Origin of the sequence: Mesorhizobium sp. ESP-6-2, assembly GCF_020164675.1 — a bacterium.
Lineage (GTDB): Bacteria > Pseudomonadota > Alphaproteobacteria > Rhizobiales > Rhizobiaceae > Mesorhizobium.
Genome location: NZ_JAIUGT010000002.1, coordinates 795,168 through 820,597 on the forward strand (window position 1 = coordinate 795,168; position 25,430 = coordinate 820,597).

Annotated in this window: 22 protein-coding genes and 1 riboswitch; of the genes, 11 read left to right on the forward strand and 11 right to left on the reverse strand. The window is 62.7% G+C overall.

Annotated elements, in window-relative coordinates; all coding sequences use genetic code 11:
* Window positions 1–13 precede the first annotated feature (13 nt).
* From gcvH to LB532_RS09050, 8 genes are all read right to left on the reverse strand, one after another.
* The gene (gcvH, locus tag LB532_RS09015; protein WP_140495853.1) at window positions 14–382 is read right to left on the reverse strand and encodes a glycine cleavage system protein GcvH; all 369 of its coding nucleotides are present in this window, start codon (window positions 380–382) and stop codon (window positions 14–16) included.
* 7 nt (window positions 383–389) lie between these two features.
* Window positions 390–1,487 carry a glycine cleavage system aminomethyltransferase GcvT gene (gcvT, locus tag LB532_RS09020; protein ID WP_140638887.1) on the reverse strand — a complete coding sequence of 366 codons (1,098 nt, stop codon included), beginning with the start codon at window positions 1,485–1,487 and terminating at the stop codon, window positions 390–392.
* A 148-nt stretch (window positions 1,488–1,635) separates the two neighbouring features.
* A riboswitch (glycine riboswitch) is annotated at window positions 1,636–1,722 on the reverse strand.
* 222 nt (window positions 1,723–1,944) lie between these two features.
* Window positions 1,945–2,736: a molybdopterin-binding protein gene (locus LB532_RS09025; RefSeq protein ID WP_140638886.1), complete on the reverse strand. Its 792-nt coding sequence runs from the start codon at window positions 2,734–2,736 to the stop codon at window positions 1,945–1,947.
* A gap of 1 nt (window position 2,737) precedes the next feature.
* Window positions 2,738–3,616 (reverse strand): cytochrome b/b6 domain-containing protein, encoded by an 879-nt coding sequence (locus LB532_RS09030; RefSeq protein ID WP_140639218.1) that lies wholly within the window; start codon window positions 3,614–3,616, stop codon window positions 2,738–2,740.
* 116 nt (window positions 3,617–3,732) lie between these two features.
* A complete protein-coding gene (locus LB532_RS09035; protein ID WP_140638885.1) occupies window positions 3,733–4,410 on the reverse strand; it encodes a DUF1345 domain-containing protein in 678 nt (225 codons plus the stop codon).
* 25 nt (window positions 4,411–4,435) lie between these two features.
* On the reverse strand, window positions 4,436–4,903 hold the full coding sequence (locus LB532_RS09040) for a YaiI/YqxD family protein (protein WP_140638884.1): 468 nt from the start codon (window positions 4,901–4,903) through the stop codon (window positions 4,436–4,438).
* Window positions 4,904–4,966: 63 nt separating this feature from the next.
* Window positions 4,967–5,536 (reverse strand): S-(hydroxymethyl)glutathione synthase, encoded by a 570-nt coding sequence (gene gfa, locus LB532_RS09045; protein WP_140638883.1) that lies wholly within the window; start codon window positions 5,534–5,536, stop codon window positions 4,967–4,969.
* Between the two features lie 63 nt (window positions 5,537–5,599).
* On the reverse strand, window positions 5,600–6,727 hold the full coding sequence (locus tag LB532_RS09050; protein ID WP_140638882.1) for an S-(hydroxymethyl)glutathione dehydrogenase/class III alcohol dehydrogenase: 1,128 nt from the start codon (window positions 6,725–6,727) through the stop codon (window positions 5,600–5,602).
* A 202-nt stretch (window positions 6,728–6,929) separates the two neighbouring features.
* Here LB532_RS09050 and LB532_RS09055 point away from each other — a divergent pair, with 202 nt between their 5' ends.
* The 3 genes from LB532_RS09055 to LB532_RS09065 all read left to right on the forward strand — a co-directional run bounded on the left by LB532_RS09055 (window position 6,930) and on the right by LB532_RS09065 (window position 13,453).
* Entirely contained in the window at window positions 6,930–8,942 is a 2,013-nt protein-coding gene (locus tag LB532_RS09055) for an acetyl/propionyl/methylcrotonyl-CoA carboxylase subunit alpha (RefSeq protein ID WP_140638881.1), read from the forward strand.
* A 112-nt stretch (window positions 8,943–9,054) separates the two neighbouring features.
* The gene (gene dnaE / locus LB532_RS09060) at window positions 9,055–12,582 is read left to right on the forward strand and encodes a DNA polymerase III subunit alpha (RefSeq protein ID WP_140638880.1); all 3,528 of its coding nucleotides are present in this window, start codon (window positions 9,055–9,057) and stop codon (window positions 12,580–12,582) included.
* 67 nt (window positions 12,583–12,649) lie between these two features.
* On the forward strand, window positions 12,650–13,453 hold the full coding sequence (locus tag LB532_RS09065) for a potassium channel family protein (protein WP_140638879.1): 804 nt from the start codon (window positions 12,650–12,652) through the stop codon (window positions 13,451–13,453).
* Between the two features lie 28 nt (window positions 13,454–13,481).
* Here LB532_RS09065 and LB532_RS09070 read toward each other — a convergent pair whose 3' ends face one another.
* On the reverse strand, window positions 13,482–14,363 hold the full coding sequence (locus LB532_RS09070) for a DMT family transporter (protein WP_140562437.1): 882 nt from the start codon (window positions 14,361–14,363) through the stop codon (window positions 13,482–13,484).
* Window positions 14,364–14,542: 179 nt separating this feature from the next.
* Between LB532_RS09070 and LB532_RS09075 the strand changes: the two genes are divergently transcribed.
* Window positions 14,543–15,049, forward strand: coding sequence for a hypothetical protein (locus LB532_RS09075; RefSeq protein WP_140638878.1), 507 nt, complete (start codon window positions 14,543–14,545; stop codon window positions 15,047–15,049).
* Between the two features lie 232 nt (window positions 15,050–15,281).
* Here the strand turns inward: LB532_RS09075 and LB532_RS09080 are convergent, their stop codons facing one another.
* A complete protein-coding gene (locus tag LB532_RS09080) occupies window positions 15,282–16,610 on the reverse strand; it encodes a DNA polymerase IV (RefSeq protein WP_140638877.1) in 1,329 nt (442 codons plus the stop codon).
* Window positions 16,611–16,675: 65 nt separating this feature from the next.
* On the opposite strand from LB532_RS09080, the gene LB532_RS09085 reads away from it, so the two are divergent.
* Both LB532_RS09085 and LB532_RS09090 read left to right on the forward strand, forming a co-directional pair.
* The gene (locus LB532_RS09085; protein WP_140638876.1) at window positions 16,676–17,263 is read left to right on the forward strand and encodes a GNAT family N-acetyltransferase; all 588 of its coding nucleotides are present in this window, start codon (window positions 16,676–16,678) and stop codon (window positions 17,261–17,263) included.
* A 94-nt stretch (window positions 17,264–17,357) separates the two neighbouring features.
* Window positions 17,358–18,860 carry a hypothetical protein gene (locus LB532_RS09090; RefSeq protein WP_140639217.1) on the forward strand — a complete coding sequence of 501 codons (1,503 nt, stop codon included), beginning with the start codon at window positions 17,358–17,360 and terminating at the stop codon, window positions 18,858–18,860.
* Window positions 18,861–19,020: 160 nt separating this feature from the next.
* Here LB532_RS09090 and LB532_RS09095 read toward each other — a convergent pair whose 3' ends face one another.
* The gene (locus tag LB532_RS09095; protein WP_140501536.1) at window positions 19,021–19,320 is read right to left on the reverse strand and encodes a DUF3572 domain-containing protein; all 300 of its coding nucleotides are present in this window, start codon (window positions 19,318–19,320) and stop codon (window positions 19,021–19,023) included.
* Window positions 19,321–19,555: 235 nt separating this feature from the next.
* Here LB532_RS09095 and LB532_RS09100 point away from each other — a divergent pair, with 235 nt between their 5' ends.
* From LB532_RS09100 to LB532_RS09120, 5 genes are all read left to right on the forward strand, one after another.
* Window positions 19,556–19,927, forward strand: a complete 372-nt coding sequence (locus tag LB532_RS09100; RefSeq protein ID WP_140501538.1) for a response regulator — start codon at window positions 19,556–19,558, stop codon at window positions 19,925–19,927.
* A 33-nt stretch (window positions 19,928–19,960) separates the two neighbouring features.
* Entirely contained in the window at window positions 19,961–21,334 is a 1,374-nt protein-coding gene (locus LB532_RS09105) for a PleD family two-component system response regulator (protein WP_140638875.1), read from the forward strand.
* Between the two features lie 526 nt (window positions 21,335–21,860).
* Window positions 21,861–23,354 (forward strand): FAD-dependent monooxygenase, encoded by a 1,494-nt coding sequence (locus LB532_RS09110; protein WP_140638874.1) that lies wholly within the window; start codon window positions 21,861–21,863, stop codon window positions 23,352–23,354.
* Between the two features lie 157 nt (window positions 23,355–23,511).
* Window positions 23,512–24,246 (forward strand): FadR/GntR family transcriptional regulator, encoded by a 735-nt coding sequence (locus LB532_RS09115; RefSeq protein ID WP_140501544.1) that lies wholly within the window; start codon window positions 23,512–23,514, stop codon window positions 24,244–24,246.
* Window positions 24,243–25,430 (forward strand): PLP-dependent transferase, encoded by a 1,188-nt coding sequence (locus LB532_RS09120; RefSeq protein WP_224556632.1) that lies wholly within the window; start codon window positions 24,243–24,245, stop codon window positions 25,428–25,430. Before LB532_RS09115 ends, LB532_RS09120 begins: the two co-directional genes overlap by 4 nt.

Below are 25,430 nucleotides of genomic sequence, written 5' to 3' on the forward strand. Positions count from 1 at the left end.
ATGCGTCCTGATTTCAGCCGATATGGGCTTTGTAGGCGGCCTCATCCATGAGGCTGGCGAGCTGGCTTTCGTCGGCAAGCTTCATTTTCCACAGCCATCCGGCGCCGGTCGCTGCCGAATTGACCAGCGACGGATCGGACGAAAGCGTTGCGTTGGCCTCGGTGATCTCGCCGTCGACCGGCGCGTAGACGTCGGAGGCCGCCTTGACGGATTCGACCACGACGGCGGTGTCGCCCTTGGCGAGCTTCTTGCCTGTTTCGGGCAGTTCGACGAAAACGAGGTCGCCCAGCTGCTCCTGCGCGTAGTCGGTGATGCCGACGGTGGCGATGCCGCCCTCGACGCTGAGCCACTCGTGATCGGCGGTGAAATAGGTCTTTGCCATCTGAAAATTATCCTTTGCGATAGCGGTGCGGGACGAAGGGCAGGGAAGAAACGTCGACAGGTATCTTCGTTCCGCGTACGTCGGCGAAAACCCGAGTTCCGGGTTTTGCCAGCGGTGTCGGGACATAACCCATGGCGACGGGATGGCCGGCAGACGGGCCGAAGCCGCCCGAGGTGACGTGGCCGACGGGATTGCCGTCGGCATCAAAGAGCGTGGCGCCGGCGCGCACCGGCTGGCGGGCGTCCGGCCTCAGGCCGACGCGCTTCTGGGCGGTGCCGCGCTCGACGGCGGCGCGCAGCGCACCGGCGCCGATAAACGTGCCGTTGGCGCGGATGTCCTTCGGGATGGCCCACATCAGCGTCGCGCTTGCCGGATCGGTTTGCGCGGTGATGTCCTGGCCGTGCAGGCAGAGGCCGGCTTCCAGCCGCAGGCTGTCACGGGCGGCAAGGCCGATCCATAGCACGCGCTCGTCTTCGAGCAGCTTCGCGACGAGACCGCGCGCGTCTGCCTCAGGCAGGCCGATCTCAAAGCCGTCCTCGCCGGTGTAGCCGGACCGGCTCATGAACCAGTTCTTTCGCGGTTCGATGCCATGCATGAAAAGCAGCGACCCGGTCTCGATACCGGCGCGCGAAAGTGCCGCCCAGGCCTCGGGACCCTGGATGGCGAGGAAGACCCGGTCGAGCGGTTCGACCTTGACATCGAAGCCGGTCGCAAGGTCGCGCAAATGCTTCTCGTCGGCGATCGCATTGCCGGCATTGGCGACGATCATGAAGTTGCTATCGCCCAGCCGGGTGACGATCAGATCGTCCAGGATGCCCGCGGCCTCGTTCAGGAAAAACGTCAGCTTCGACTGTGAGATTTCGAGGGCGCCCGCATCGAGCGGACAGGCACGGTTGAGCAGGGGAATCGCGCCCGGCCCGCTGACCCTGAACAGTTTCATGTGCGAGATGTCGAACAGGCCCGCATGTTCACGGGTGTGAAGATGCTCCTTCATGACACCGGCCGGGTAGGTCAGCGGCATCGACCAGCCGGCAAAGGCGCCAAAGCGCGCACCGGCAGCTGCATGGACGTCTTCGAGAGGAAGGTGTTTGGTGTCGCCCGTCATGTGTTCTCCAGAGTCGCACGCAATCGGTCGCGAATGGCGACCAGTCCGTGCCCCTCTGTCTGAAGCCTGAGAGACTCGCGCCCCGTAACTCTGTCGGCAGCGCTTACACCTTCGGCGCGGGGGCAGGCCCCGACTTTCCAGAGTGTCTTTCCCGTCTACGGTTCTTTTGCCTGAGAGATTTCGGGCGATTTCCCCTTCGGCGACAGCTTTCGCTGCTCTCTCCCGCAAACAGGTAGGGCTCGCAAAAGCCCTCGACTCGTTATCCATAGCCCGTCAACGACAGATTGTCACCTGCCGGCGACCTGTTGCTGACAGTCTTCGCTAACCAGGCTGTTTGCTGGTCAAGACATGGCCGATATCGCTGGGATTGCGAGGCTGTGCGGGCCGGCCCAGCTCCTGACGACGAGGCAGGGCCGCTTAGGCAATGCCTGGCTCGGTAGCAGCGTGCCGATTGCGATCAGATCCCGCCATACCAGTCGTAGCCATTGTCTTCCCAATAACCGCCACGTCCGCCTCCTACGGCGGCGAAGCCGTCGACCAGCTCGATCTTGTAGAGATATTTCGGCATCTTGTAGCCGAGCTGGCGCTCGACCCGGACACGCAGCGGCGCGCCGTTCTCGACCGGCAGCGGCTTGCCGTTGACGCCGTAGGCCAGGATCGTTTGCGGGTGGCGGGCGTCGATGAGGTCGATGCTGCCGTAATATTTGATGTCGCCCGAAAGGCTGCGGTCGATCGTGTCCAGGCAATGGAACATGACGTAGCGCGCCTCGGGTTTGACCACCGCCTGGTCGAGCACCAGCGACAGCGGCGTGCCGGTCCATTTGGCGATGCAGCTCCAGCCTTCGACACAATCATGGCGGGTGATCTGCGTTCGGCTCGGCATGTTCATGAGCTGCTCGCGGGTCAGCGACAGCGGCTTTTCGACCAGACCCGAAACCGCCAGTCGCCAGTCGGCGAAGTTGTTGGCGAGCAGGGCCTTGTAGGTATCGTCGTCGGGTGACGTCACGCCGTTGGGGCGCATCGGCTGACGGATATCGGCTTCAGTGAACTCCGGCGCCAGCGAATCGCGGCCCGCGAGCAGACGTTGCGCGCGGTGCGTGAGATCGTTGGCGTTTTCGAGGAAGCTGCGCAGGCCGTCGCCCACGCCGAGCTGGCTGTCGAAGGCGTCGCACCCTGAAAGTGTGATGCCGGAAAGGCCAAGGCTGGCCGCGGTCAGGAATTTCCTGCGGTTGATCTCGAATTTTGCCATGTCAGGCGCTCCTTTCGGAGGATTTTGCGTGATGCGGCGGATCGGTCCGGTACCATCCGGTGACGATCGAGCGCAGTTCGTTGATCGGACCGGCGGCGACGATCATCAGAATATGGATGATGAAGAAACCAACGAGCAGCACCATGACGGTGAAATGGATGGTGCGCGCCGTCTGCCGGCCGCCGAGCAAGTCGTTGAGGAACGGCAGCACCGAATTCATGCTTGGCGACATTGCGAGCCCGGTGAGGATCATCAGCGGCAACAGCACGAACAGCACGCCGCCATAGGCCATTTTCTGCAGTGTGTTGTATTCGCGCGTGTGGTGGAACTTCAGCCTGGCGTGATTGGCGATATCCTGCGGCAGCCGCCTGAGATCGTCCAGGCGAGGGGCGAGGTCACGTCTGATGTGGCCGTTGGCCAGGCTGGCGACCAGCCATACAAGCAGCGTCGTCGTCAGCACCCAGGCGAAGAAGAAATGCACGACGCGTGCCGTTCCGAGGTCGTAGTATGACGGGATCGTCGCCCAGGAGGGGAAGGCGCGGGGCGTCTCCTGTCCTGCCGCCCCGGACCAGCCGAGCACGCCAGTGGTGTCGAAGCGGTGTCCGAGGATTTCTGTATAGCCGCGCGGCCCGGCATTCGTGTTCTCGGCGCCGATAGCCAAGATGGTGTTGTTGTAGTCGAAGCCGGACTGCTTGCCGAGATAGAGCTGCGGACGGGCGTTGAAGATCTGGAGGCCGGAAAGCAGCATGAAGAATAGCGAGATGGCCCACAGCCAGTGCGTCAGCCGCGTCCAGGCCGATTGCCGGTAGATCAATGTCGTGGCCTTCGGAGCGTCACTGTCCGCGCTGGCGGCGGGTTGGTTCATGGCAACCGATTCCATCTGGTCTCGCTTCCTGGCCGTTCCATCCGGCGCGGCCGCTGTTCGCATCATTCTCCTCCTGATACGTCGCCAGCCAAGCCGATGTTTCATCGATCACGAAAATATCAGATCTAAGCTCAAGGCCCGCCCAGGCTGACGGCGAGATTGACGGCGGCGGCGACGATGACCGTGTTGAAGAAGAACGAAAGGATCGAATGAACAAGCACGACGCGGCGCATGTGGGTTGTCGAGATGTTGGTGTCGGCGGTCTGCGCCGTCATGCCGATGACCGTCGAGAAGTACAGAAAATCCCAGCCTTCCGGCCGTTTGTCGCCGGGGAACAGCAAGCCGCCGACCGGGATTTTCTTCTTGGTTCCGGCATCGACCAGGTCGCCGTCCATCCAGTACACATGCGCATAGTGCAACGCCGCCATGGCGTGGATTGTGAACCAGCCGAGGGGTATCGACAGCAGCGCGAAGGTGAGCTCGATGGGATGGCCCTTGTCCTTCTGGTTGATCAGCAGGAACAATGAGACAAGGGCAACGCCAACGACGACGAGCGTTACGGCGAAGATGACCAGAACGGGCTGATCGGTGGCGCGCGCATTCTTGCTGAGATAGGTGCCAGTGAATTTGGGCATCTGCGCGACAACCAGCGTGACATAGGCGGCAAAAAAAGCGTTGGCGCCGATCGAATAAGCGAGCGGCGCGTGAAGCAGCAACGCCATCAGAAGCGCAAAGACGCCGACACAAGCCGACACCGCGAACAGCATGTGCCGGTGCATGGGCGTCCTGGACGGGATTTCGGCGGCCATGACGGTTCCGAATGGCGCTGGGCTTCTACTGCGGTGTGGCGGATTTCAGCGCACGCCGCAAGATGCGGTCGAGTTCGCCGAGAAACCGGGAGCGGTCCTGCGGCGCGAAGCTGGCATTGTAGCCCTTGCTTTCGCCGGTCTCGCGCAGATGCTGTTTGAGGTCGCGCATCGCCACCGCCATGCCAATCGTTTCCGGCGTGAAGGGGCGCCCGGTTGGGCCGAGCACATGCGCGCCGAGCGCCACCGTGCGTGCGGCCAGTGGAATGTCCGCGGTCACCACGATGTCGTTGGGTTTTGCGTTTTCGACGATCCAGTCGTCGGCAGCGTCGGCGCTTTTGGAGACGACGACATTGCGGATCATCGGATCGCGGGAAGGACGCAGGCCGCCATTGGAAACGTAGGTGACGACGACGCCGTGGCGCTCGGCAACCCTTTCCACTTCGGCTTTGACCGGGCAAGCGTCTGCGTCGACGAGGATGGCGGGTGCGGGCATTGTCTCTCCAATGAGCATGGGGCCGGTAACCCGTCCGGCCCCATGCTCAAGATCTCATGATCGTCAGGCCGGAAGCGCTCCCGACCTCTTGGCGGTCCAGGTGGCGATATAATCCATCAGGCCGGGGTTGAGGCAATCGTAAGGTTCGAGCCCGATCGACTTCAGCTGGCCGCGAATGCCGTCCATGCGGCTCGGGTCCACACCGGATTCGATGATCGAAGAAACAAAGGCGGTAAAGCCCGGCGGCGACCAGCCATCCTCCTCGAAGCGCTCGGGATGGATGAAGGACAGGCCCTTGAACGGATGGTCGCGCTCGACGGGTCCATGCATATGGACGCCGCAGCCGGTGCAGGCATGGCGCTGGATCAGCGCTGAGGGGTCAACCACCTTCAGCTTGTCGCCGTTCTCGGTTACGGTCACGTCGGCGGTCCCGGCTACCGCCACCACCGAGAAGATCGCTCCTTCGGGCTTCCAGCATTTGGTGCAGCCGCAAGCGTGGTTGTGGGCGATCTGACCCTTTACCTTCACCTTGACCGGATTGCTGGTACAGGCGCAGACCAGCGTGCCGCCGGTAAAGCTCGCACTCTCCCTGGGCAGACCATTGTCGATTTTCGGATGCAGTTTTTCCGCCATGCTTTCTCCTCCCGTTTTTGACCACAAAGGTCGGGGGCCGTTGCCCGCGGCGTGTGGCCGCCCTCAATAAACCACGACACTCCTGATCGACTTGCCCTCATGCATGAGGTCGAACCCCTTGTTGATGTCCTCGAGCTTGAGCGTGTGGGTGATCATCGGGTCGATCTCGATCTTGCCGTCCATGTACCAGTCGACGATCCTGGGCACGTCGGTGCGGCCGCGCGCGCCGCCGAAGGCGGTGCCCATCCAGGTCCGGCCGGTAACCAGCTGGAAGGGCCGGGTCGAGATCTCCTGGCCGGCGCCGGCGACGCCGATGACCACCGACTTGCCCCAGCCGCGATGCGAAGCTTCCAGCGCCTGGCGCATCACCTTGGTGTTGCCGGTGCAGTCGAACGTGTAGTCGGCGCCACCGATCTGGTCGGCGCCCCGCTTGGTCATGTTGACCAGGTAAGGCACGATGTCGCCGTCGATCTCCTTCGGATTGACGAAATGCGTCATGCCGAATTTTTCGCCCCAGGCTCGTCTGTCGTTGTTGAGATCGACACCGATGATCATGTCGGCGCCGGCAAGCCTCAGGCCCTGGATGACATTCAGCCCGATGCCGCCGAGGCCGAAGACCACCGCGGTCGCGCCTTGCTCGACCTTGGCGGTGTTGATGACGGCACCCACGCCGGTGGTCACCCCGCAGCCGATGTAGCAGATCTTGTCGAAGGGCGCGTCGGGATTGACCTTGGCGACCGCGATCTCCGGCAGCACGGTAAAGTTGGAGAAGGTCGAGCAGCCCATATAGTGAAACAATTTCTCGCCCTCAATCGAGAAGCGCGAAGTGCCGTCCGGCATCAGGCCTTGGCCCTGCGTGGCGCGGATGGCGGTGCACAGATTGGTCTTCCGCGACAAACAGGACGGGCACTGCCGGCATTCGGGCGTATAGAGCGGGATCACATGGTCGCCCTTTTTGACCGAGGTGACGCCCTTGCCGACATCGACCACCACGCCGGCGCCCTCATGGCCGAGAATGGCCGGGAACAGGCCCTCGGGATCGGCACCCGACAGCGTGAACTCGTCGGTGTGGCAGATGCCGGTCGCCTTGATCTCGACCAGCACCTCGCCCTCGCGCGGACCGTCAAGGTCGACCTCCATGATCTCAAGCGGCTTTCCGGCAGCAACGGCAACGGCGGCGCGGGTTTTCATCTGGCAATCCTCCAACGCAATTTTGCGCTCAGGCTTTCAGGTTTTGGCCTGCTCATCAACCGTCAGATGAGACGAAATATCGGCTTTCTTGACGCAGGTAGCACACCCTTGACCGCAGGCGTTCGTGCCACGCACACGGTACTTGAGACATAGCGACATAATACATAGAACTGGACCGTCCGCAGGAGGGGAATTTGCCCGCATGTTCACCAAAATCCTGATCGCCAACCGTGGCGAGATCGCCTGCCGCGTCATCAAGACCGCGCGCAGGATGGGCATCGCCACGGTCGCTGTCTATTCCGACGCCGATCGCGATGCCGTGCATGTCGAGATGGCCGACGAGGCGGTGCATATCGGACCGTCGCCAGCCGCGCAGAGCTATCTCGTGCCTGAGAAAATCATCGCGGCGTGCAAGGCGACCGGCGCTCAGGCTGTGCATCCCGGCTATGGCTTCCTGTCTGAGCGCGCATCCTTCTGCGAGGCGCTAGAGAAGGAGGGCATCGTCTTCATCGGGCCGAAGCCGAAGGCCATCAAGGCCATGGGCGACAAAATCGAATCGAAGAAATTCGCCAACGCCGCCAATGTTTCGACGGTTCCCGGCTGGCTCGGCGTCGTCGAGAACGCCGACCACGCTCAGAAGATCGCCGGAGAGATCGGCTATCCCGTGATGATCAAGGCCTCGGCCGGCGGCGGCGGTAAGGGCATGCGCATCGCCTGGAACCGATCGGAAGTGCGCGACGGCTTCGACCGGGCGCGTTCGGAGGCCAAGAGCTCGTTCGGCGACGATCGCGTGTTCATCGAGAAGTTCATCGTCGATCCACGCCACATCGAGATCCAGGTGCTGGCCGACGCGCATGGCAACGCACTCTATCTCGGCGAGCGCGAATGCTCGATCCAGCGCCGCAACCAGAAGGTAGCCGAGGAGGCGCCATCGCCTTTTCTCGATGCCAGGACGCGTAAGGCCATGGGCGAGCAGTCGGTGGCGCTGGCCAGGGCCGTCGACTACCAGAGCGCCGGCACGGTGGAATTCATCGTCGACGCTGAGAAAAACTTCTATTTTCTTGAAATGAATACACGATTGCAGGTCGAGCATCCGGTGACGGAGCTTGTCACCGGTGTCGATCTGGTCGAGCAGATGATCCGTGTGGCAGCCGGCGAGAAGCTCGCCTTGAAGCAAAGCGACGTGAAACTGAATGGCTGGGCGGTGGAGAGCCGGCTTTATGCCGAGGATCCCTACCGCAACTTCCTGCCGTCGATCGGTCGCCTGACGCGCTATCGACCGCCACAGGAAGGGCAAGTCGGCGACGTCGTCATCCGCAACGACACCGGCGTCACCGAGGGATCGGAGATTTCGATGTTCTACGACCCGATGATTGCCAAGCTGTGCACCTGGGCGCCGACCCGGCTGGAGGCAATCGACGCGATGTCCGAAGCGTTGGACAGTTTTGTCGTCGACGGCATCGAGCACAACATTCCATTCCTGGCGGCGCTCATGCAGCATCCGCGCTGGCGGGAAGGGCGGATTTCGACCGGATTCATCGCGGAGGAATATCCCGACGGCTTTGCGCCGATCCTGCCCGATCATGACGACAAGGCCGTGTTGGCGGCGGTCGCCACCGTGATCGAATTGCTGCGCCGCGACCGGCTCGACCGGCTGGGCGGGCGCTTGGCGCCGCATTCGGGAACACTCAAGCGCGACTGGGTGGTGAAGATTGGCAAGGACTATTTGTCCGCGTGCATCCTGGAGGGCATGATCTCCATTCCGATGGAAGTCGACTTGTCCATCGAGGGCGGCAAGCCGCTGACGGTTTCATCGGCCTGGCGGCCGGGCGAACTGGTCTGGCGCGGCATCGTCGGCGGGCGTGAAATGGTGGCGCAACTGCGCCCGGCGCCAAACGGCCTTCGCATCGCCTGGAAAGGGCTTTCGGTGACGGCGCGCGCCATGCTGCCGCGCATTGCCGCGCTGGAAAGGCTGATGCCGGAAAAGCTGGCGCCCGACACGTCCAACCTGCTGCTATGTCCCATGCCCGGCCTCGTCGTGTCGATCGCCGTCGCCGAGGGCCAGGAGGTCAAGGCCGGCGAGACTCTGGCCGTCGTCGAGGCGATGAAGATGGAGAACGTGCTGCGCGCCGAGCGCGATCTCGTGGTGGCGAAACTCAACGCCAAGCCGGGCGACAGCCTGGCCGTCGACGCAGTGATCATGGAATTCGCCTGAAGCGGGGCGGGCGGAAGCCTGTGGCCGATGTTCGTTTGTGCTGGACTGGCATCGCCCGGTGCCGGACAATACATCTTGATCGACTCAAGTCCTTCGGGAAACGCGAAAAACCATGGCGGATGATAGACTTCCACGCGACCCCTTGCTGCGCGAAGCGGCCGTGAAGGCGGCGGCGCCCGAAGCGCCGGCGCGTCCTTTCGTGCATCTTCGCGTGCATTCGGCCTATTCGCTGCTGGAAGGCGCGCTCCAGCTCGGGAAGATCGTCGGCCATGCGGTCAAGGACGAGTGTCCGGCTATCGCGGTCACCGATACCAACAATCTGTTCGGCGCGCTCGAATTCGCGCAGAAGGCGGTGAAGGACGGCATCCAGCCGATCATCGGCTGCCAGATCGCGCTCGCCTTTTCCGGCGAGAACGTTGACGGCCAGCGCGACCGCCGACGGCAGGGGCCCGAGATGCGACCAGTCGTGCTTATCGCGGCGACCGAAGCCGGCTATTCCAATCTGGTCAGGCTGGTGAGCCGCGTTTACCTGGAGACGCCGCCCGGCGAGGCGGTGCATCTGACCAGCGAGATGCTGGAGGGCCAGGCCGAGGGGTTGATCTGCCTCAGCGGCGGTCCCCGCGGCCCTATCGGCGCGGCTCTGAAGGAGGATCGACGCGATCTCGCGGAGACCCGGCTGTCGACCCTGAAAGCCCTGTTCGGCGATCGGCTCTATGTCGAACTGGAACGAGTTTCCGGTTACGACCGGCTGATAGAACATTCCACGATCGATCTCGCCTATGCCCACGAATTGCCGCTCGTCGCCACCAACGAGGCGTTCTTCTCGTCGCGCGACGACTATGAGGCGCATGATGCGCTGATCGCCATAGCGGAGGGCTCGGTCGTCGCCGTGGACAATCGCCGCCGGCTTTCGCCGGACAATTTCCTGCGTAGCCAGGCTGAGATGGCAGCGTTGTTCGCCGACCTGCCGGAAGCGATCGACAACACGGTCGAGATCGCGTTGCGCTGCTCCTATTATCCGAAAACCCGCAGCCCGATCCTGCCGCGATTCACCGGCGGCGACGCGTCCGACAAGGACGCAGCCGAGAAGGCCGAGGCCGCCGAACTCGCCCGCCAGGCGCGTGAAGGGCTGGAGGCCCGGCTTGCCGCGCACGGACCGACGCCGGGGTATACGGTCGAGCAATACCGCGAGAGGCTCGAATTCGAGCTCGGCATCATCGAGAAGATGAAATTCCCGGGCTACTTCCTGATCGTTGCCGACTTCATCAAATGGGCCAAGTCGCAAGGCATTCCAGTGGGGCCGGGGCGCGGCTCGGGTGCGGGCTCGCTGGTCGCCTATTCCACCACCATCACCGACATCGATCCGCTGCGTTTCTCGCTGCTGTTCGAGCGCTTCCTCAATCCGGACCGCGTGTCGATGCCCGATTTCGACATCGACTTCTGCCAGGACCGCCGCGAAGAGGTGATCCGCTACGTCCAGCAGAAATATGGACGCGACCAGGTCGGCCAGATCATCACCTTTGGAACGCTGCAAGCCCGCGCCGTGCTGCGCGACGTCGGCCGCGTGCTGCAGATGCCTTACGGCCAGGTCGATAAGCTGTCCAAGATGGTGCCGCAGAACCCGGCCAATCCGGTAAAACTGGCGGACGCCATCGCCAACGAGCCGCGTTTCGCCGAGGAGGCCGAAAAGGAGCCGATCGTCCAGACGCTGCTCGACATGGCACAGAAGCTGGAAGGCCTTTATCGCCACGCGTCGACGCACGCCGCCGGCATCGTCATCGGGGACCGGCCGCTGTCGGAGCTGGTGCCGATGTACCGCGATCCTCGTTCGGACATGCCGGTCACCCAGTTCAACATGAAATATGTCGAGCAGGCCGGGCTCGTGAAGTTCGACTTTCTCGGCCTGAAGACGCTGACCGTGCTGGAGACGGCGGTGAAGCTGATTCGCCGCCGCGGCATCGACATCGACCTGGCGACGATCCCGCTCGACGATCCCGACACCTACGCGATGCTGTCGCGCGGCGAAGTGGTCGGCGTGTTCCAGGTGGAAAGTGCCGGCATGCGCAAGGCGCTGATCGGCATGCGACCCGACTGCATCGAGGACATCATCGCGCTGGTGGCGCTCTACCGGCCGGGGCCGATGGAGAACATCCCGACCTACAACGCCAGAAAGCATGGCGAGGAGGAGATGGCGTCGATCCATCCCAAGATCGACCATCTGGTGAAGGAAACGCAAGGCGTCATCGTCTACCAGGAACAGGTGATGCAGATCGCGCAGGAGCTGTCCGGCTATTCGCTCGGCGAAGCCGACCTTCTGCGCCGTGCCATGGGCAAGAAGATCCGCGCCGAGATGGACAAGCAGCGTGAGCGCTTTGTCTCGGGCGCGGTCGAACGTGGCGTCGCAAAGCCGCAGGCCGACTTCATCTTCGATCTGCTGGCAAAGTTCGCCGACTACGGTTTCAACAAATCGCACGCGGCCGCCTACGCCGTCGTCTCCTACCAGACCGCCTATCTCAAGGCGCATTATCCGGTCGAATTCCTGGCGGCGTCGATGACGCTCGACATGGGCAACACCGACAAGCTCGCCGACTTTCGCCAGGATGCGCTGCGCCTCGGCATCGAGGTGGTGGCGCCGTCGGTGATATCAAGCTTTCGTCCCTTCGAGGTCGGCGAGAACCGCATCTACTATTCGATGGCCGCGCTCAAGGGCGTCGGCGACGCGGCGGTTGAGCATATCGTCGCCATGCGCGGCGAGAAGCCGTTCAAGAGCCTGGCCGATTTCTGCGAAAGGGTCGATCCGAAAATCGTCGGCAAGCGCGTCTTCGAAAGCCTGATCATGGCCGGAGCGCTAGACTGTTTCGGCCATGACCGCGCCGCGATGATGGCTGGCGTCGAGCGGATGATGGGGCTGGCGTCACTGGCGCAGCAGAACGCCGTCTCAGGCCAGGCCGACATTTTCGGCGCGTCTCTAGGGGCACAGTCGCAGGCGCTCAACTTGCCCGTGACCGAACCGTGGCTCGCCGCCGACCGCCTGCACCGCGAATTCCAGGTGGTCGGTTTCTATCTCTCCGCCCATCCGCTGGACGAGTACAAGGCGGCGCTGCAGAAGATGCGGGTGCAGAACTGGGCGGAGTTTTCGGCCGCGGTCAAGCGCGGTGCCACCGCAGGGCGCCTCGCCGGCACCGTGACCACCAAGCAGGAGCGCAAGACGCGGACCGGCAACAAGATGGGCGTGGTGCAGTTCTCGGACACGTCCGGCCAGTATGAGGCGGTGCTGTTTTCCGAAGGATTGGCGCAGTATCGCGACATGCTGGAGCCGGGCCGCTCCGTCGTCATCACCGTGGCGGCGGAAGACAGGCCGGAAGGCGTCAACCTGCGCATACAGACCGTGCAGTCGCTTGAGGACGAGGCCAGCCGCATCCAGAAGGCGCTGCGCATCTTCGTCAGAAACGATGCGCCTGCCTCGATCATTCAGTCGCAGCTTACCCAGCGCGGTGAAAGTCAGGTGAGCATCATCGTTATCAAGGAAGAAGCGCAGGGCGAGGTGGAGATTGCCCTGCAGGGGGGCTACCGCGTCTCGCCGCAAATCGCCTCGGCGATGCGCGCCGTGCCAGGCGTGGTCGAAGTGGAGCTGGTGTGATCGCCCCGTCCGGGGACTGGTGGCAATCCGCCGGGCGGCATCCGCCGCTCAAATCACCGCAATTGCCATGAAGACGAAAGACAGCGACGGATTGCAGGACCGTTCCACAACGGCGCGGCTGCGCGACACGTTGCGCAAGCTCTACCACGGCCGCACGCCGGCGGCCTTTTGGTTTCAGCTGGTTGCGATCATCATCGACCTAGCCATCATCGCCTTCTTCATCGCAACGCCCGTCATCCAGCAGTCGGCCTCATTCCTGTGGCTCGACTATGCGGTGGCGGCTCTGGTCGCCGCCGACCTGGTTGCCAGGCTGCTTGCCTCGAATGACATGCTGCGGCTGATGAAGCAGCCGACCTCCTGGGTGGACATTTTCATCCTTTTGACGCTGCTGATGCCGACGGCGCTCGCCAATCTCGGCTTTCTGCGCATCCTGCGGCTATGGTCGCTGTCGCGCAGCGGTTCGCTCTGGCGCCATTTCGAGATGCAGGGCCTGCGGCCCTGGCGCGAAGCGAGCCACGCGGTGATCAATCTCTTGACGTTCCTCTTCGTGATCACCGGTTTCGTCTACACTTTCTTCTTCCGCAGCGGAGCGGGGCTGGAAAGCTACATCGACGCGCTTTACTTTACCGTCGCGACGGTAACCACGACCGGGTTCGGCGACATCGTGCTGCCGGGAATGGCCGGCAAACTGACGGCGATCGTGACCATGATCATCGGCATATCGCTGTTCGTCAGGCTGGCGCAGGCGATCTTCCGACCGGCCAAGGTGTTCTTTCCCTGTCCACAATGCGGCCTGCAACGGCACGAGCCGGACGCCGTTCACTGCAAGGCCTGCGGCCACCTCCTCAACATACCCGACAGTGGTGATTGAGGGGAGGTTGAGGGGCGATTGAGGCGCGCTACGATGCCGCCGCTTGCGCCGGCTTTGGCTGCCGGCGCTGCAGGTTGAGCATATTGCCCATGAGGATCAGCAATGCCCCGCCTGCGGTGAAGGCGTCGATCTGCTCCTGGTAGAGCAGCCAGCCGATCAATGCCGACAGCGGCACGCGCAGGAAATCCATCGGCGAAATGACAGTGGCATCGGCGTAGCTCAGCGCCCAGGCCATGCAGAAATGCGACGACATGCCGGTGAAGGCGATCAGCAGGATCCACGGCCACAGCTCGAGCGACGGGTTACGCCATTCGTAGAGCGCCGGGATCAGGCCGAGCACCGACTGGATGATCAGCATCCAGAAGATGATTCGCACAACGCTGTCGGTCCGCGTCAGCGACTTGACCAGGACCAGCGAGATGCCGAAGCACATTGCCGCGCCCAGCACGACCAGATGTCCCGGATCGACCGAGCCGACGCCGGGGCGCACAATAATCACAACACCGATCAGCCCGAGCGCCACGGCCCCGAGCTTCGGCCGGGTGAGCCTTTCGCCGAGAAAGGTGACCGCCAGGATCGCCGTCCAGATCGGTGTCGTGAATTCGATCGAGATCAGTACCGCCAATGGGATCAGCGTCAGAGCGTAGAGCCACGCCGCCTGGCCCGTATAGTGAACCACGTTGCGCGTGACATGGGCGAGCGGCCGCCCAGTGCGCATGGCGGCAAAGCCGCCATTTTGCATGACCAGCGGCAGCAGGATGAAAAAGCCGATCACCGAGCGCAGCTCCAGCACTTGGAAAACGTTGAGCTCGGCCGTGGTGGCACGGCCCGCGACCGACATCGCCAGGAACGAGGCGATCGACAGCGCCATCCAGAACGCGGCCTTGGGGATGGAAGGGGTGGGTGCCATCTCCGCTATGTCGCAGGCCGTGGCTTTTGCTGCAACCGCTAGCAGCCGCATTCTTCTGGGCCAGCCGGATGTTGCAAAACAGTCATGTTGAAGGCGGAACCTGGCACGGCAGGGGGCGTTGAGCTCCGAATATCGGAAGTGCTTCGCAGGTGCCTTTCAATGTCGATAGGAGAACTTCGATGAGATCATTTGCGCAATTTGCGCTTGCTGGCTGCCTGGTGGTCACGGCAGGCGCGGCACATGCCGACGAGTCCAGATTTCTCCAGTCGTTCAAGGGCAATTTCACCGGCAAGGGTATCGTCAAGGTAACCACCGACGCGCCGACGGTGAATGTGTCCTGCACGTTCAGGTCAAACGCGACGTCGACCTCATTGTCGCTCGATGGCAATTGCCGAGGGCTTATCGTGGTGACCCGCGCCATCAGCGCGGACCTGAGGACTGCCGGAGCGAAATATAGCGGCACTTATGTCGGGTCTCGTACCGGGCCTGCGCAATTGAACGGCACCCGTTCGGGCAACGCGATCAATCTCGGCATCCGTTGGGCCAAGGAAGTCAATGGTGACCGGAAGGCGCAGATGAAGGTCGAGAAACGAGGCGAGAACGGCATGCGGCTGACGGTGATCGACACTGATCCGAAAACCGGCAAGAGCATGGTGACGAGCAGGATAGACCTAACCCGAACTTAGTGGGCTGCTGAAAGAGGCTCTAAATTTCAAACCGGCGCCAGGAGTGCACCGCGATTCCCGTCATCCTCGGGCTTGTCCCGAGGACCTGCCATCATCACCACAACTAACTGGATGTAATAGCTTTTCTTTCCAGGCACGTAGACCCTCGGGACAAGCCCGAGGATGACGGAGGTGGTAGCGGTGTGACGCGCTTTGCCACACTGGTGGACCTTCTTCATCAGCCCATTAAAGCTTAGTCTTCCAGCGGCTCCGGCGGGTGGGTGTCGCGGCCCTTGCCGAACGTATAGCCGGTTTCCACCGCCTTGCGGCCGAACTTGTCGCGCAGCGCGTCGATGGCGCCTTCGGCCATGGCCCGCTTGCGCGACTGGATATCGACCAGATCGGGCGGATCGGCCTTGTCATCGGGGGAAAGATCGCTGACGCCGATGCCGAGCAGCCGGTATTTGGTGCCGTCGGTTTCCTTGCGCAGCAGCTCGACCCCGGTCGAAAAGATGCGGTCGGCGAGCCGGGTCGGGTCGCCGAGCTGGCGGTTGCGGGTGCGGATCTTGAAATCCTGCGTCTTCAGCTTGAGCACCACCGTGCGTCCGGCGATACCGGATTTCTTCAATCGTGCCGAGACCTTTTCCGAAAGGCCCCGCAGTACCGAGAGCAGCTCGTCCAGCGAAGCTATATCGGTGTCGAAAGTGGTTTCGGCCGATACGCTCTTGGCGTCCTGGTCGGGATCGACGCGGCGAACGTCCTCACCGCGCGAGAGCCGGTAAAGCCGGTCGCCCATCACGCCATAGCGGCGCATGAGGTCGCCGCGGTCCATCTTCTGGATCTGGCCGATAGTGCGGATGCCGTCCTGTTCGAGCGTGGCGTTGAATGCCTTGCCGACACCCCAGATCATGCTCACCGGCTGTGCGGCGAGGAAGCCCACGGCTTCCGCTTCGCCGATAACCGAGAAGCCGCGCGGTTTGCGGAAATCCGACGCCACCTTGGCCAGGAACTTACAGTAGGACAGACCTGACGAAACGGTGATGCCGATCTCCTTCTCGACGGCCAGCGCGAAACGGGCCAGCACCACCGCCGGCGGCAGGCCGTGCAGCCGTTCGGTTCCGGCAAGGTCGAGAAACGCCTCGTCGATCGAGAGCGGCTCGACCAGCGGCGTCAGCGCTTGCATCATGGCGCGCACCTCGCGCCCGACGGCCACGTATTTTTCCATGTTAGGCGGAATAACCACCGCTTCGGGGCAAGCCTCGAGCGCCTTGAACATGGGCATGGCGGAACGCACGCCCCTTATCCGGGCGATGTAGCAGGCGGTGGAGACGACGCCGCGCTTGCCGCCGCCGATGATCAGCGGCTTGTCCTTCAGTGCCGGGTTGTCGCGTTTTTCGATCGCCGCATAGAAAGCGTCGCAGTCGATATGGGCCAGATGCAGCCGGTACAGCTCGGGATGACGAGCAAGCCTGGGGCTGCCGCATCGCTCGCAGCGCCTGGCATCGCTGCGCTGAAGGGCCAGGCAGTCGCGGCAGAAACCGTGATCAGGATTATTGACAGGAGCCGCCATCGCTGCGAACATAAAGAGAACAAATGCAATGGTACGACAGTGCAAGGCTAGCGACAAGCTTGGCCTGGGGAGAATGCATGAGCACGACCATAGTGCCGCTGACGCCTGAGCTCTGGCCTGAATTCGAAGATCTCTTCGGCAAGCAGGGCGCCTGCTACGGCTGCTGGTGCACGCATTTCCGGTTGACGCCGGCGGTCCGTCGCGAAAGCAGCCGCGAACGCAACAAGGACCACATCCGGGCACGCATCGAAGCAGGCCCGCCACCGGGCATGCTGGCGTTCGAGGACGGCAAAGCAGTCGGCTGGATGCAGATCGGGCCGCGCGCCGACGTGCCCGAATGGAACAACCGGGGCCGGGGCTCGGCTCCGGTCGATCCCGCGGATGCGTCGGATCCGGGCGTCTGGGCGATTTCCTGTTTCTTCATCCGCGCCAAGGCGCGGGGCCGGGGCATCAGCCATCGCCTGGTCGAAGGCGGCATCGATTTCGCCCGCAGGAACGGCGCGCGAATGGTCGAAGCCTGCCCGATAGACCTATCGAAGGATTCACGCTCCATCGGGCTGTTCGTGGGCTCATCGCGCGTGTTCGAGAAGGCCGGGTTTGAGCGGCTCCTGGAACGCAAGGCGGGCCGGCCGTTGATGCGGCTGGTGCTGGAGCCGAGCGCCTGAACTTCTCCGTCTTGCAGTTGCGACGGTCATTCCCTACCACAGGCAGGATACGATTTTGCCTTTTCGACCAAACGGAGAATTCTACGTGAACCGGATGTTGCCAATCGCCTTTACCGCGCTTCTGCTCAGCGCGCCCGCTTTCGGCCAGAGCGTCGACAGCCAGGGTGCAAGGCAACTATCCGAGGACCTGTCCCGCTATGTCGGCAAACAGGCACTCGACAAGGGCATTCTGAAGGTTTCGGTCGAAGGCGGCGCCTACAAGATCGTGTTCGATTTCAAGGCGCTCGCCGGCACCTTGCCCGACCAGAAGCTGTTGAAATTCGACTTTGCGCCCTACGCCCTGCTGGTCAAGCCGCGCAGTGACGGGACCTGGGATGTCTCGATGGATCTTTCGCAAAGCGCGTCCTTCGCGTTTAACGGGCCGCAGAGGCTGCAAAGCACGCAATTTTCGATCAAGGACGGCAAGGGTTCCGGTGTCTACGATCCCAATCTGGCGGCCTTTACCAGCGGCACCAGTTCGATGGCGGGCATGACGATGGCCTCGCAAGATGCCAAGCAGCACATGGAAATCAGCGCAGACGCCGGCACCGCGACCATGGCCGCCACCAAGGCTGCCAATGGCGGCGTCGATTTCACGATGTCGCAAAAAGTCTCGAACTTTGTCGAGGCGATCAAGTTCGACGATCCTGAAAGCGGATTGAAATTCCCGGTCACGGTCAAATCACCGGAACTGTCTGTCGAGGCCAACGGCAAGGGCGTGCAGACGAAGCCGCTGCTTAATCTCCTGGCATTTGCCGTCGCCAATGAGAACGAAGCCACGCTGAAAGCCAACCAGGCGCAGCTCAAATCGCTTCTGCTCGCCGCATTACCCGTGTGGGAGCGCATCGACGGGACATACGGGTTCAAGGATTTCGCGGTCGAGAGCCCGGTCGGCACGTTCGGCGCGGCGCAGCTCAGCACCGCCTTCGGAATGGATGGCGTCGCCCAGAGCGGTACGCTCGGCTACGGCATCAAGGCGTCGGGGTTGACCGTGCCGCAGCAGCTTCTGCCGAGCTGGAGCATGGCGCTGCTGCCGACCGATATCGATCTGAACTTCGGCGGCGCCAATATCGATCTCGACAGCATGGCGAAGAAGGCAATCGAAGCCTTTGATCTCAATAAGAACCCGCCGCTGTCGGCCGAATTCGGAGAGCAGCTCAAAACCGACTTCATGGCCAAGACGCCGAAGGTCGTCATTGGCCATAGCACCATCAAGAACAAGGATACCGAAATCGCCTTGGAAGGCGAAATGACGTTTCCTAGCGAGAAGCCGGAAGCCAATGTGACGGTGGACGTCGCCGGCTTCGACAAGATCGTCGAAAGCCTGCAGGAAGCGGCGAAATCGGAACCGGAAGTGGCGCAGTACGTGCCTGTGGCCCTGATGGTGAAAGGGTTCGGCAAGACTTTGACGGACGGCCGTATGGAATGGGTTATCAACGCCAAGCCGGACGGTTCGGTCATTGTCAATGGCGTCATGCTGAAGCCGGCCGATCCTGCCGAGGACGACAGCATTGACGATGGCGGCGACGAGACGGACCAGGCGGATCCGGCACAGTAACCACTCGGCTCACCAAAGCGCGTCGCGTTCGAACAGATTCAGGCGACGCGCTTCAAGCCGTGATTTTGTGCATGTCGTCTCCCAAACCGAAATCCGTTGGTCGACAAGCGTCAAACTTCGCGCGACCTGGCGATCGGCGGCGCCGTCTTGGGATTGTCACTCATATCGAATGCTCGTGGTTGTCGTCGCCCAGCGGCAGCGCGCGCAATGCTTTGCCGACGGAGGCCGGTGGCGTGCCGGTTTCCTCGGCAAAACGCAGCAATGTGGGTTCGTGGGCGAGAACGAACTGCAGCACACCGGCCAGAAATCCCGGCTCGCCGGCAGCTTTGCGGATCGAATGCGCCTCGATGCCGGTGATCGCCAGGAAGCGAGGCAGCAGTTCGGGATCTGAGGCGACGAAGGCCAGAGCCTTCACGGCAATGGTTTCGGCCTCTTCGCGCATTGACGCTGCGTTTGCCATCATTACCTTTCAGGGTATGCGGAATGTGAGTCTCTTCCGCAGTAATGGCAAGCGTCGCTTGCGGCAAGTCACTACCTCTTCAGTGCGGGGCCCGAGGTGGAAGCGGAGCAGCTTTTCTCGCCGCAGGTTTCCGTTTCGTCAATCATATTGCCGTACAGTCGACTAGGGTTTGGTGCGTTCCGGAAGGGCGCATAACGGCCGCTTCGATCGGAACAGCGGCCGGGACGGGATATCGATGCCTAAGAAGGTCATGATCGTCGAGGACAATGAGCTCAACATGAAGCTCTTTCGGGACCTCATCGAAGCAAGCGGTTACGAGACAGTTCGCACCCGCAACGGTCTGGAAGCGCTCGATCTGGCGCGTCAGCACCGGCCGGATCTCATTTTGATGGACATCCAGTTGCCTGAAGTGTCGGGACTGGAGGTGACGAAATGGCTGAAGGAAGATGACGACCTGCACGTCATCCCGGTCATTGCCGTCACCGCCTTCGCGATGAAGGGCGACGAGGAGCGCATTCGCCAGGGCGGCTGCGAGGCTTATATCTCCAAGCCGATCTCGGTGCCGCGCTTCATCGAAACCATCAAGTCCTACCTGGGTGATTCCTGATGCACCTTGCCGCCAAAGCCGGAGCCTTGTGAAATGACCGCTCGGATTCTCGTCGTCGACGACATCCCTGCCAATGTGAGGCTGCTGGAGGTTCGGCTGCTGGCCGAATATTTCGAGGTGTTGACCGCCACCAACGGCCCGGATGCAATCGAGACCTGCGAGAACGGCAAGGTCGACGTCGTGCTGCTCGACGTCATGATGCCGGATATGGACGGCTTCGAGGTCTGCCGCCGCCTGAAGAGCGATCCGGCGACGTCGCATATTCCAGTGGTGATGATCACCGCACTCGACCAGGTTTCCGACAGGGTGCGCGGGCTGCAGGCAGGTGCCGACGATTTCCTGACCAAACCCGTCAACGACCTGCAACTGATGACGCGCGTCAAAAGCCTCGTCAGGCTGAAGTCGCTGACCGACGAGTTGCGGCTGCGCGCCTCGACCACGCGCAACATCGGCATCGAAGAGTTGCTCAGCCGCAATTTCGCCTCCGAGGACACGACGCCGAAAGTGCTTCTGATCGACGAGCGCAAATCGTCGATCGAGCGCGTCCAGAAGATGCTGCGCGACTGTGCTGACCTGGATGTCGCCAGCGATCCGCATGCCGGCTTCTTCCAGGCGGCGGAGACCCCCTATGAATGCGTGATGATCTCGACGAGCTTTGCCGATTTCGATCCGCTTCGGCTCTGCTCGCAACTGCGCTCGCTCGATCGCACACGCTTCCTGCCGATCATCCTGCTGGCGGAGGAGGGCGAGGAGGAGCGCATCATTCGTGGCCTCGAACTCGGCATCAACGACTATCTGATGCGGCCGATCGACCAGCAGGAACTGACGGCGCGGTTGCGCACCCAGGTGCGCCGCAAGCGCTACAACGACCAATTGCGCGCCAGCGTGACGCAGACGATCGAAATGGCGGTGACCGACGGGCTGACCGGGCTGCACAATCGCCGCTATCTCGACAGCCATCTCCAGACGCTGTTCGACCGCGCCGTGGCGCGGCGTCGGCCGCTGTCGGTGATGATCACCGACCTCGATCGCTTCAAGTCGATCAACGACACGCATGGCCATGACGGTGGCGACGAGGTGCTGCGGGAATTCGCGCGGCGGCTGCGCAAGAACGTGCGCGGCATCGATCTGGCCTGCCGGTTCGGCGGTGAGGAGTTCGTGGTGGTCATGCCAGACACCGATGGAGCGATCGCCGAAAAGGTGGCCGAACGCATCCGCGCCGAAATCGCCCAGATGCCGTTCGCCATCGGGCCTGACGGCAAGGTCATCGAGGTCACCGTCAGCGTCGGCGTTTCCTCGGTGCTGAAGGGAGTGGATACGGTGGCGGCGTTGATGAAACGCGCCGATTTGGCGCTCTATGAAGCCAAGAGCGGTGGCCGCAACCGCGTCGTCGCCAAGGCTGCCTGACGGACCGGATAAGAGTATCCGTCAATCCGGCAAGGTTACCCATTTACCTTAATCCAAGCGATTCGCGAGGCTTGGTTAAGAAACTGTTGATTTTCATAAGCTCTTGCGCAAATGTGCGGCCACAGACAGAGCGACGCCGGCACGAGGACAGACAGTCGGGTCGATCAAAAATACCCCATGATGCTCAGGTCCGCCGCATCTCCTGGGTCCGTGGGGTCGGCCGGCCGGCGCTGGCACATAGTGGCCTCCTCGTACCGCTGCCAAACGCCGACCGGCCCCCTTTCAAAATAGCATCAGGATTCTGCGCCAAGCTCCGGAAATCAGGGGTTTTTGCGCGCGAGATGTCGACAGCGCTTTTTGGACTTAAAGGCGAGCCCCGATGTGAAGAGCTGCGCCGCACGCTCTCTTGCCATTCGGCAGAGGGCGTTGCTCCTCACTTCATAGATATGGCGCCCAGGGGGCTTGCTTCAAGCCTGGGTTCCTCCCGTAAAACCGCAGCCTGGCCAATGGGAGCGGAGTGACGGGAATGCGTGCACCGACAGATGGATCGCGTCGAAATCATGCGGTGATTGTCGCCGGGGGCGGCCCGACAGGATTGATGCTGGCAGGCGAACTCGCATTGGCGGGCATCGACGTCGCCATTGTCGAGCGGCGCCCGACCCAGGAACTGATTGGCTTGCGCGCGGGTGGCCTGCACGCACGCACAATCGAGGTGCTCGACCAGCGCGGGATCGCCGACCGGTTCCTCTCCCAGGGGCAATGCTTCCCGACCGTCGGCTTCCACATGATCCGTTTGTACATCAGCGACTTTCCCAGCCGGCACAACTATCTGCTGGCACTGCGGCAAAACCACATCGAGCGGATATTGGCCGACTGGATCAGCGAGTTGGGGGTGCCGATTCATCGCGGACAGGAAGTCACGGATTTCATGCAGGACGACAGTGGCGTGGATGTGGGGCTGTCGGATGGCCGACGGATGAAAGCGCAGTACCTCGTGGGATGCGACGGTGGACGCAGCACGATCCGCAAGGCGGCGGGCATCGAGTTCGCCGGATGGGATCCGACGATGAGCTGGATGATCGCCGAGGTCGAGATGTCGGAAGAACCGCCATTGGGCTTTCGCAGCGACGCCCACGGAACCCATGCGATAGGCAAGATCGAGGAAGGCGATAGGGTGGGTGTCGTGCTGACCGAGAGACAACTGATCATCGGTGGTGAACCGACATTGGACGATCTCCGCGAGGCGCTCACCGTTATCTATGGCACCGATTTCGGCGTCCACAATCCGACCTGGATATCGCGGTTCACCGATATGACGCGTCAGGCTGCCGCTTACCGCGTCGGGCGTGTCCTGCTGGCCGGCGACGCGGCGCATGTGCATCCTCCGATGGGCGGGCAGGGGCTCAATATCGGTGTGCAGGACGCGGTCAACCTGGGATGGAAACTGGCCCGCGTCGTCCAGCGGACATCACCCGACAACCTGCTCGACAGCTATCAAGCCGAGCGCCATCCGGTCGCCGCCCGTGTGTTGCGCAACACGATGGCACAGGTCGCGCTTCGGCGCACGGATGACCGCACCAAGGCTCTGGGCGACACCATTGCCGAACTGCTCGGCATGGAGGAGCCTCGCAAACGCATCGCGGCCGAAATGTCCGGCCTGGATGTTCGTTACGACTTGGGCGAGCGGCATCCATTGCTTGGGCGGCGAATGCCCGATCTCGATCTGCTCACCGCCAGCGGGCCGGCGCGGCTGTTTACCTTGCTACACCATGCCCGGCCGGTGCTGATCAACCTCGGCACGCCCGGCAGGCTGGACATCAAGCCATGGGCGAATCGGGTCCAGCAGGTCGACGCCGTGTACGACGGCGACTGGGAGCTGCCAGTTCTCGGGGCCGTCGCCGGACCAGACGCGGTGCTGATCCGCCCCGACGGGTACGTGGCATGGGTTGGTTCCGGAAGCCAACAGGGACTGGCCGATGCGCTGACCACCTGGTTCGGGCCGCCCGCTGCTGTGGCGTAGCAGGGCCGACGCCGGCCTGGCGCCCCGCCCGCGCGTGCTTGGCAAGCGTTGCGAGCTTTACGGTGGAAGGTCTCCTGACATCAGATTGACAGGAGGTGCGATCTGTGCACGAATTGGTTGGACCATTGAACCACTTGCCAGCGGTTCGGGAGGAATTGTGGATCAAAACAGCCTGCCACCTATTCAGACGACGGCGCGTGACGACGCCGTGCTGAAGGCGTTGGTAGGCTTTGTTCGTGCCGAGGCCCTCCAGCCGGGCGAGCGGCTGCCAACGGAACGCATCCTGGCCGAGCGGCTGAAGGTCAGCCGCAACACGGTGCGCGAGGCGCTGACGCGGTGGGAAGGGCTCGGGCTGGTCGAGCGCCGGCAAGGCAGCGGCACCTATCTCAAGGCAGCCGTTTCGCCGGACATGTTGCATCTGCCGCTGACGCTTGCGGGCGGCAACGACTTCACCAGCCTGATGCAGACGCTTGAAATCCGCCGCGCGCTGGAGGCGGAAGCCGCCGCCCTTTGCGCCGAACGCGCGAGCCAGACCGATATCGCCGAAATCGAGCGCAAGCTCGACATCATGGAGCAGGCGTTCCGCACGCGCGAGGGCATGTCTTCGGAAGAGGACTGGGAGTTCCACCAAGCGATCTACAGGGTTTCCGGCAACCCGCTGTTCGAGCAGATCATCGCCGCCATGCACGAATTGTTCCACCGCTTCTGGGAGCATCCGCTCGGCGTGCGCGACTTCGGCCACGCCAGCTTTCCCTACCATCGGACCATTTACGAGCGCATCGCCGCGCGCGACCCGCACGGCGCCCGCGCCGAGGCGCTCAAGCTGATCGCCACCGTCGAGGACGACCTCAAGCGCGGCGCGGCAAAACTCAAACTTTCGAGCCAGACATGAACGAACATCCCTCAGGTTTCGATCACGACTATCTTGCCGAGGCGGCGACGCTTCTGGCGCATGACGAGCCTTTCCCAGGTGGGGCGGTGGTGCCGCCGATCTACCAAACATCGCTGTTCACCTTCGCCAACTATGCCGAGATGGCGGATACTTTTGCCGGCAAACGGAAGCAGCCGATCTATTCGCGCGGCGACAATCCGACGGTGATGGAGTTCGAGGCACGCGTCGCCGCGCTCGAGGGCGCCGAGGCCGCGCGCGGCTTTTCCAGCGGCATGGCGGCGATCAGCGCCACGGTGCTCGCCTTCGTCGGTGCCGGCGAGCGCATCGTTGCGGTGCGCAATTGCTATGGTGATGCCTACCGGCTGTTCGAGCGGCTTTTGCCGCGGCTCAACATCAGGGTCGATTATGTCGACGGCTCCGATCCGGATGCGGTGGCGGCGGCCCTTCCGGGCGCCAGGCTGCTCTATCTGGAGAGCCCGACCTCGATGATGTTCGAGCTGCAGGACCTGGCTCACCTGACCCGGCTGGCGAAGGAGCAGGGCATCGTCACCACGATCGACAATTCCTGGGCAACGCCTGTGTTCCAGAAGCCGATCGCGCATGGCGTCGATCTGGTGCTGCATTCGGCTTCGAAATATCTCGGCGGCCACAGCGATACGGTCGCCGGCGTGGTGGCAGGCTCGGCCGCCCACATCAAGCACATCAACGAGCAGACCTATTCCTATCTCGGCGGCAAGCTTTCGCCCTTCGAGGCCTGGCTCTTGCTGCGCGGGTTGCGCACGCTGCCGCTGCGCCTGCCGCACCACATGAAGAGCGGGCTCGCCATCGCCGAGCGGCTGAAGGCGCATGGCAATGTCGAGCGCGTCAACCACCCCGCCTATTCGAACCATCCGGGCAAGGCGACGCTTGCTGGTTACGCGGGGTTGTTCTCCTTCGAGGTCACCGAGGATATCGACATCCCCGTCTTCGTCGATGCGTTGAAATATTTCCGCATCGGCGTGAGCTGGGGCGGCCATGAGAGCCTGGTCGTGCCGGCCAAGGCGTCGCTGGAGCAGACGCCGGGACTGAATTCGATGGCGCGCTTCGGCGTCAGCCCCCGAACCATCCGCTTCAATGTCGGATTGGAAAGTGTCGAGGATCTGTGGGCCGACGTGGCGCAGGCCTTCGAAAAAGCCAGAAAATAA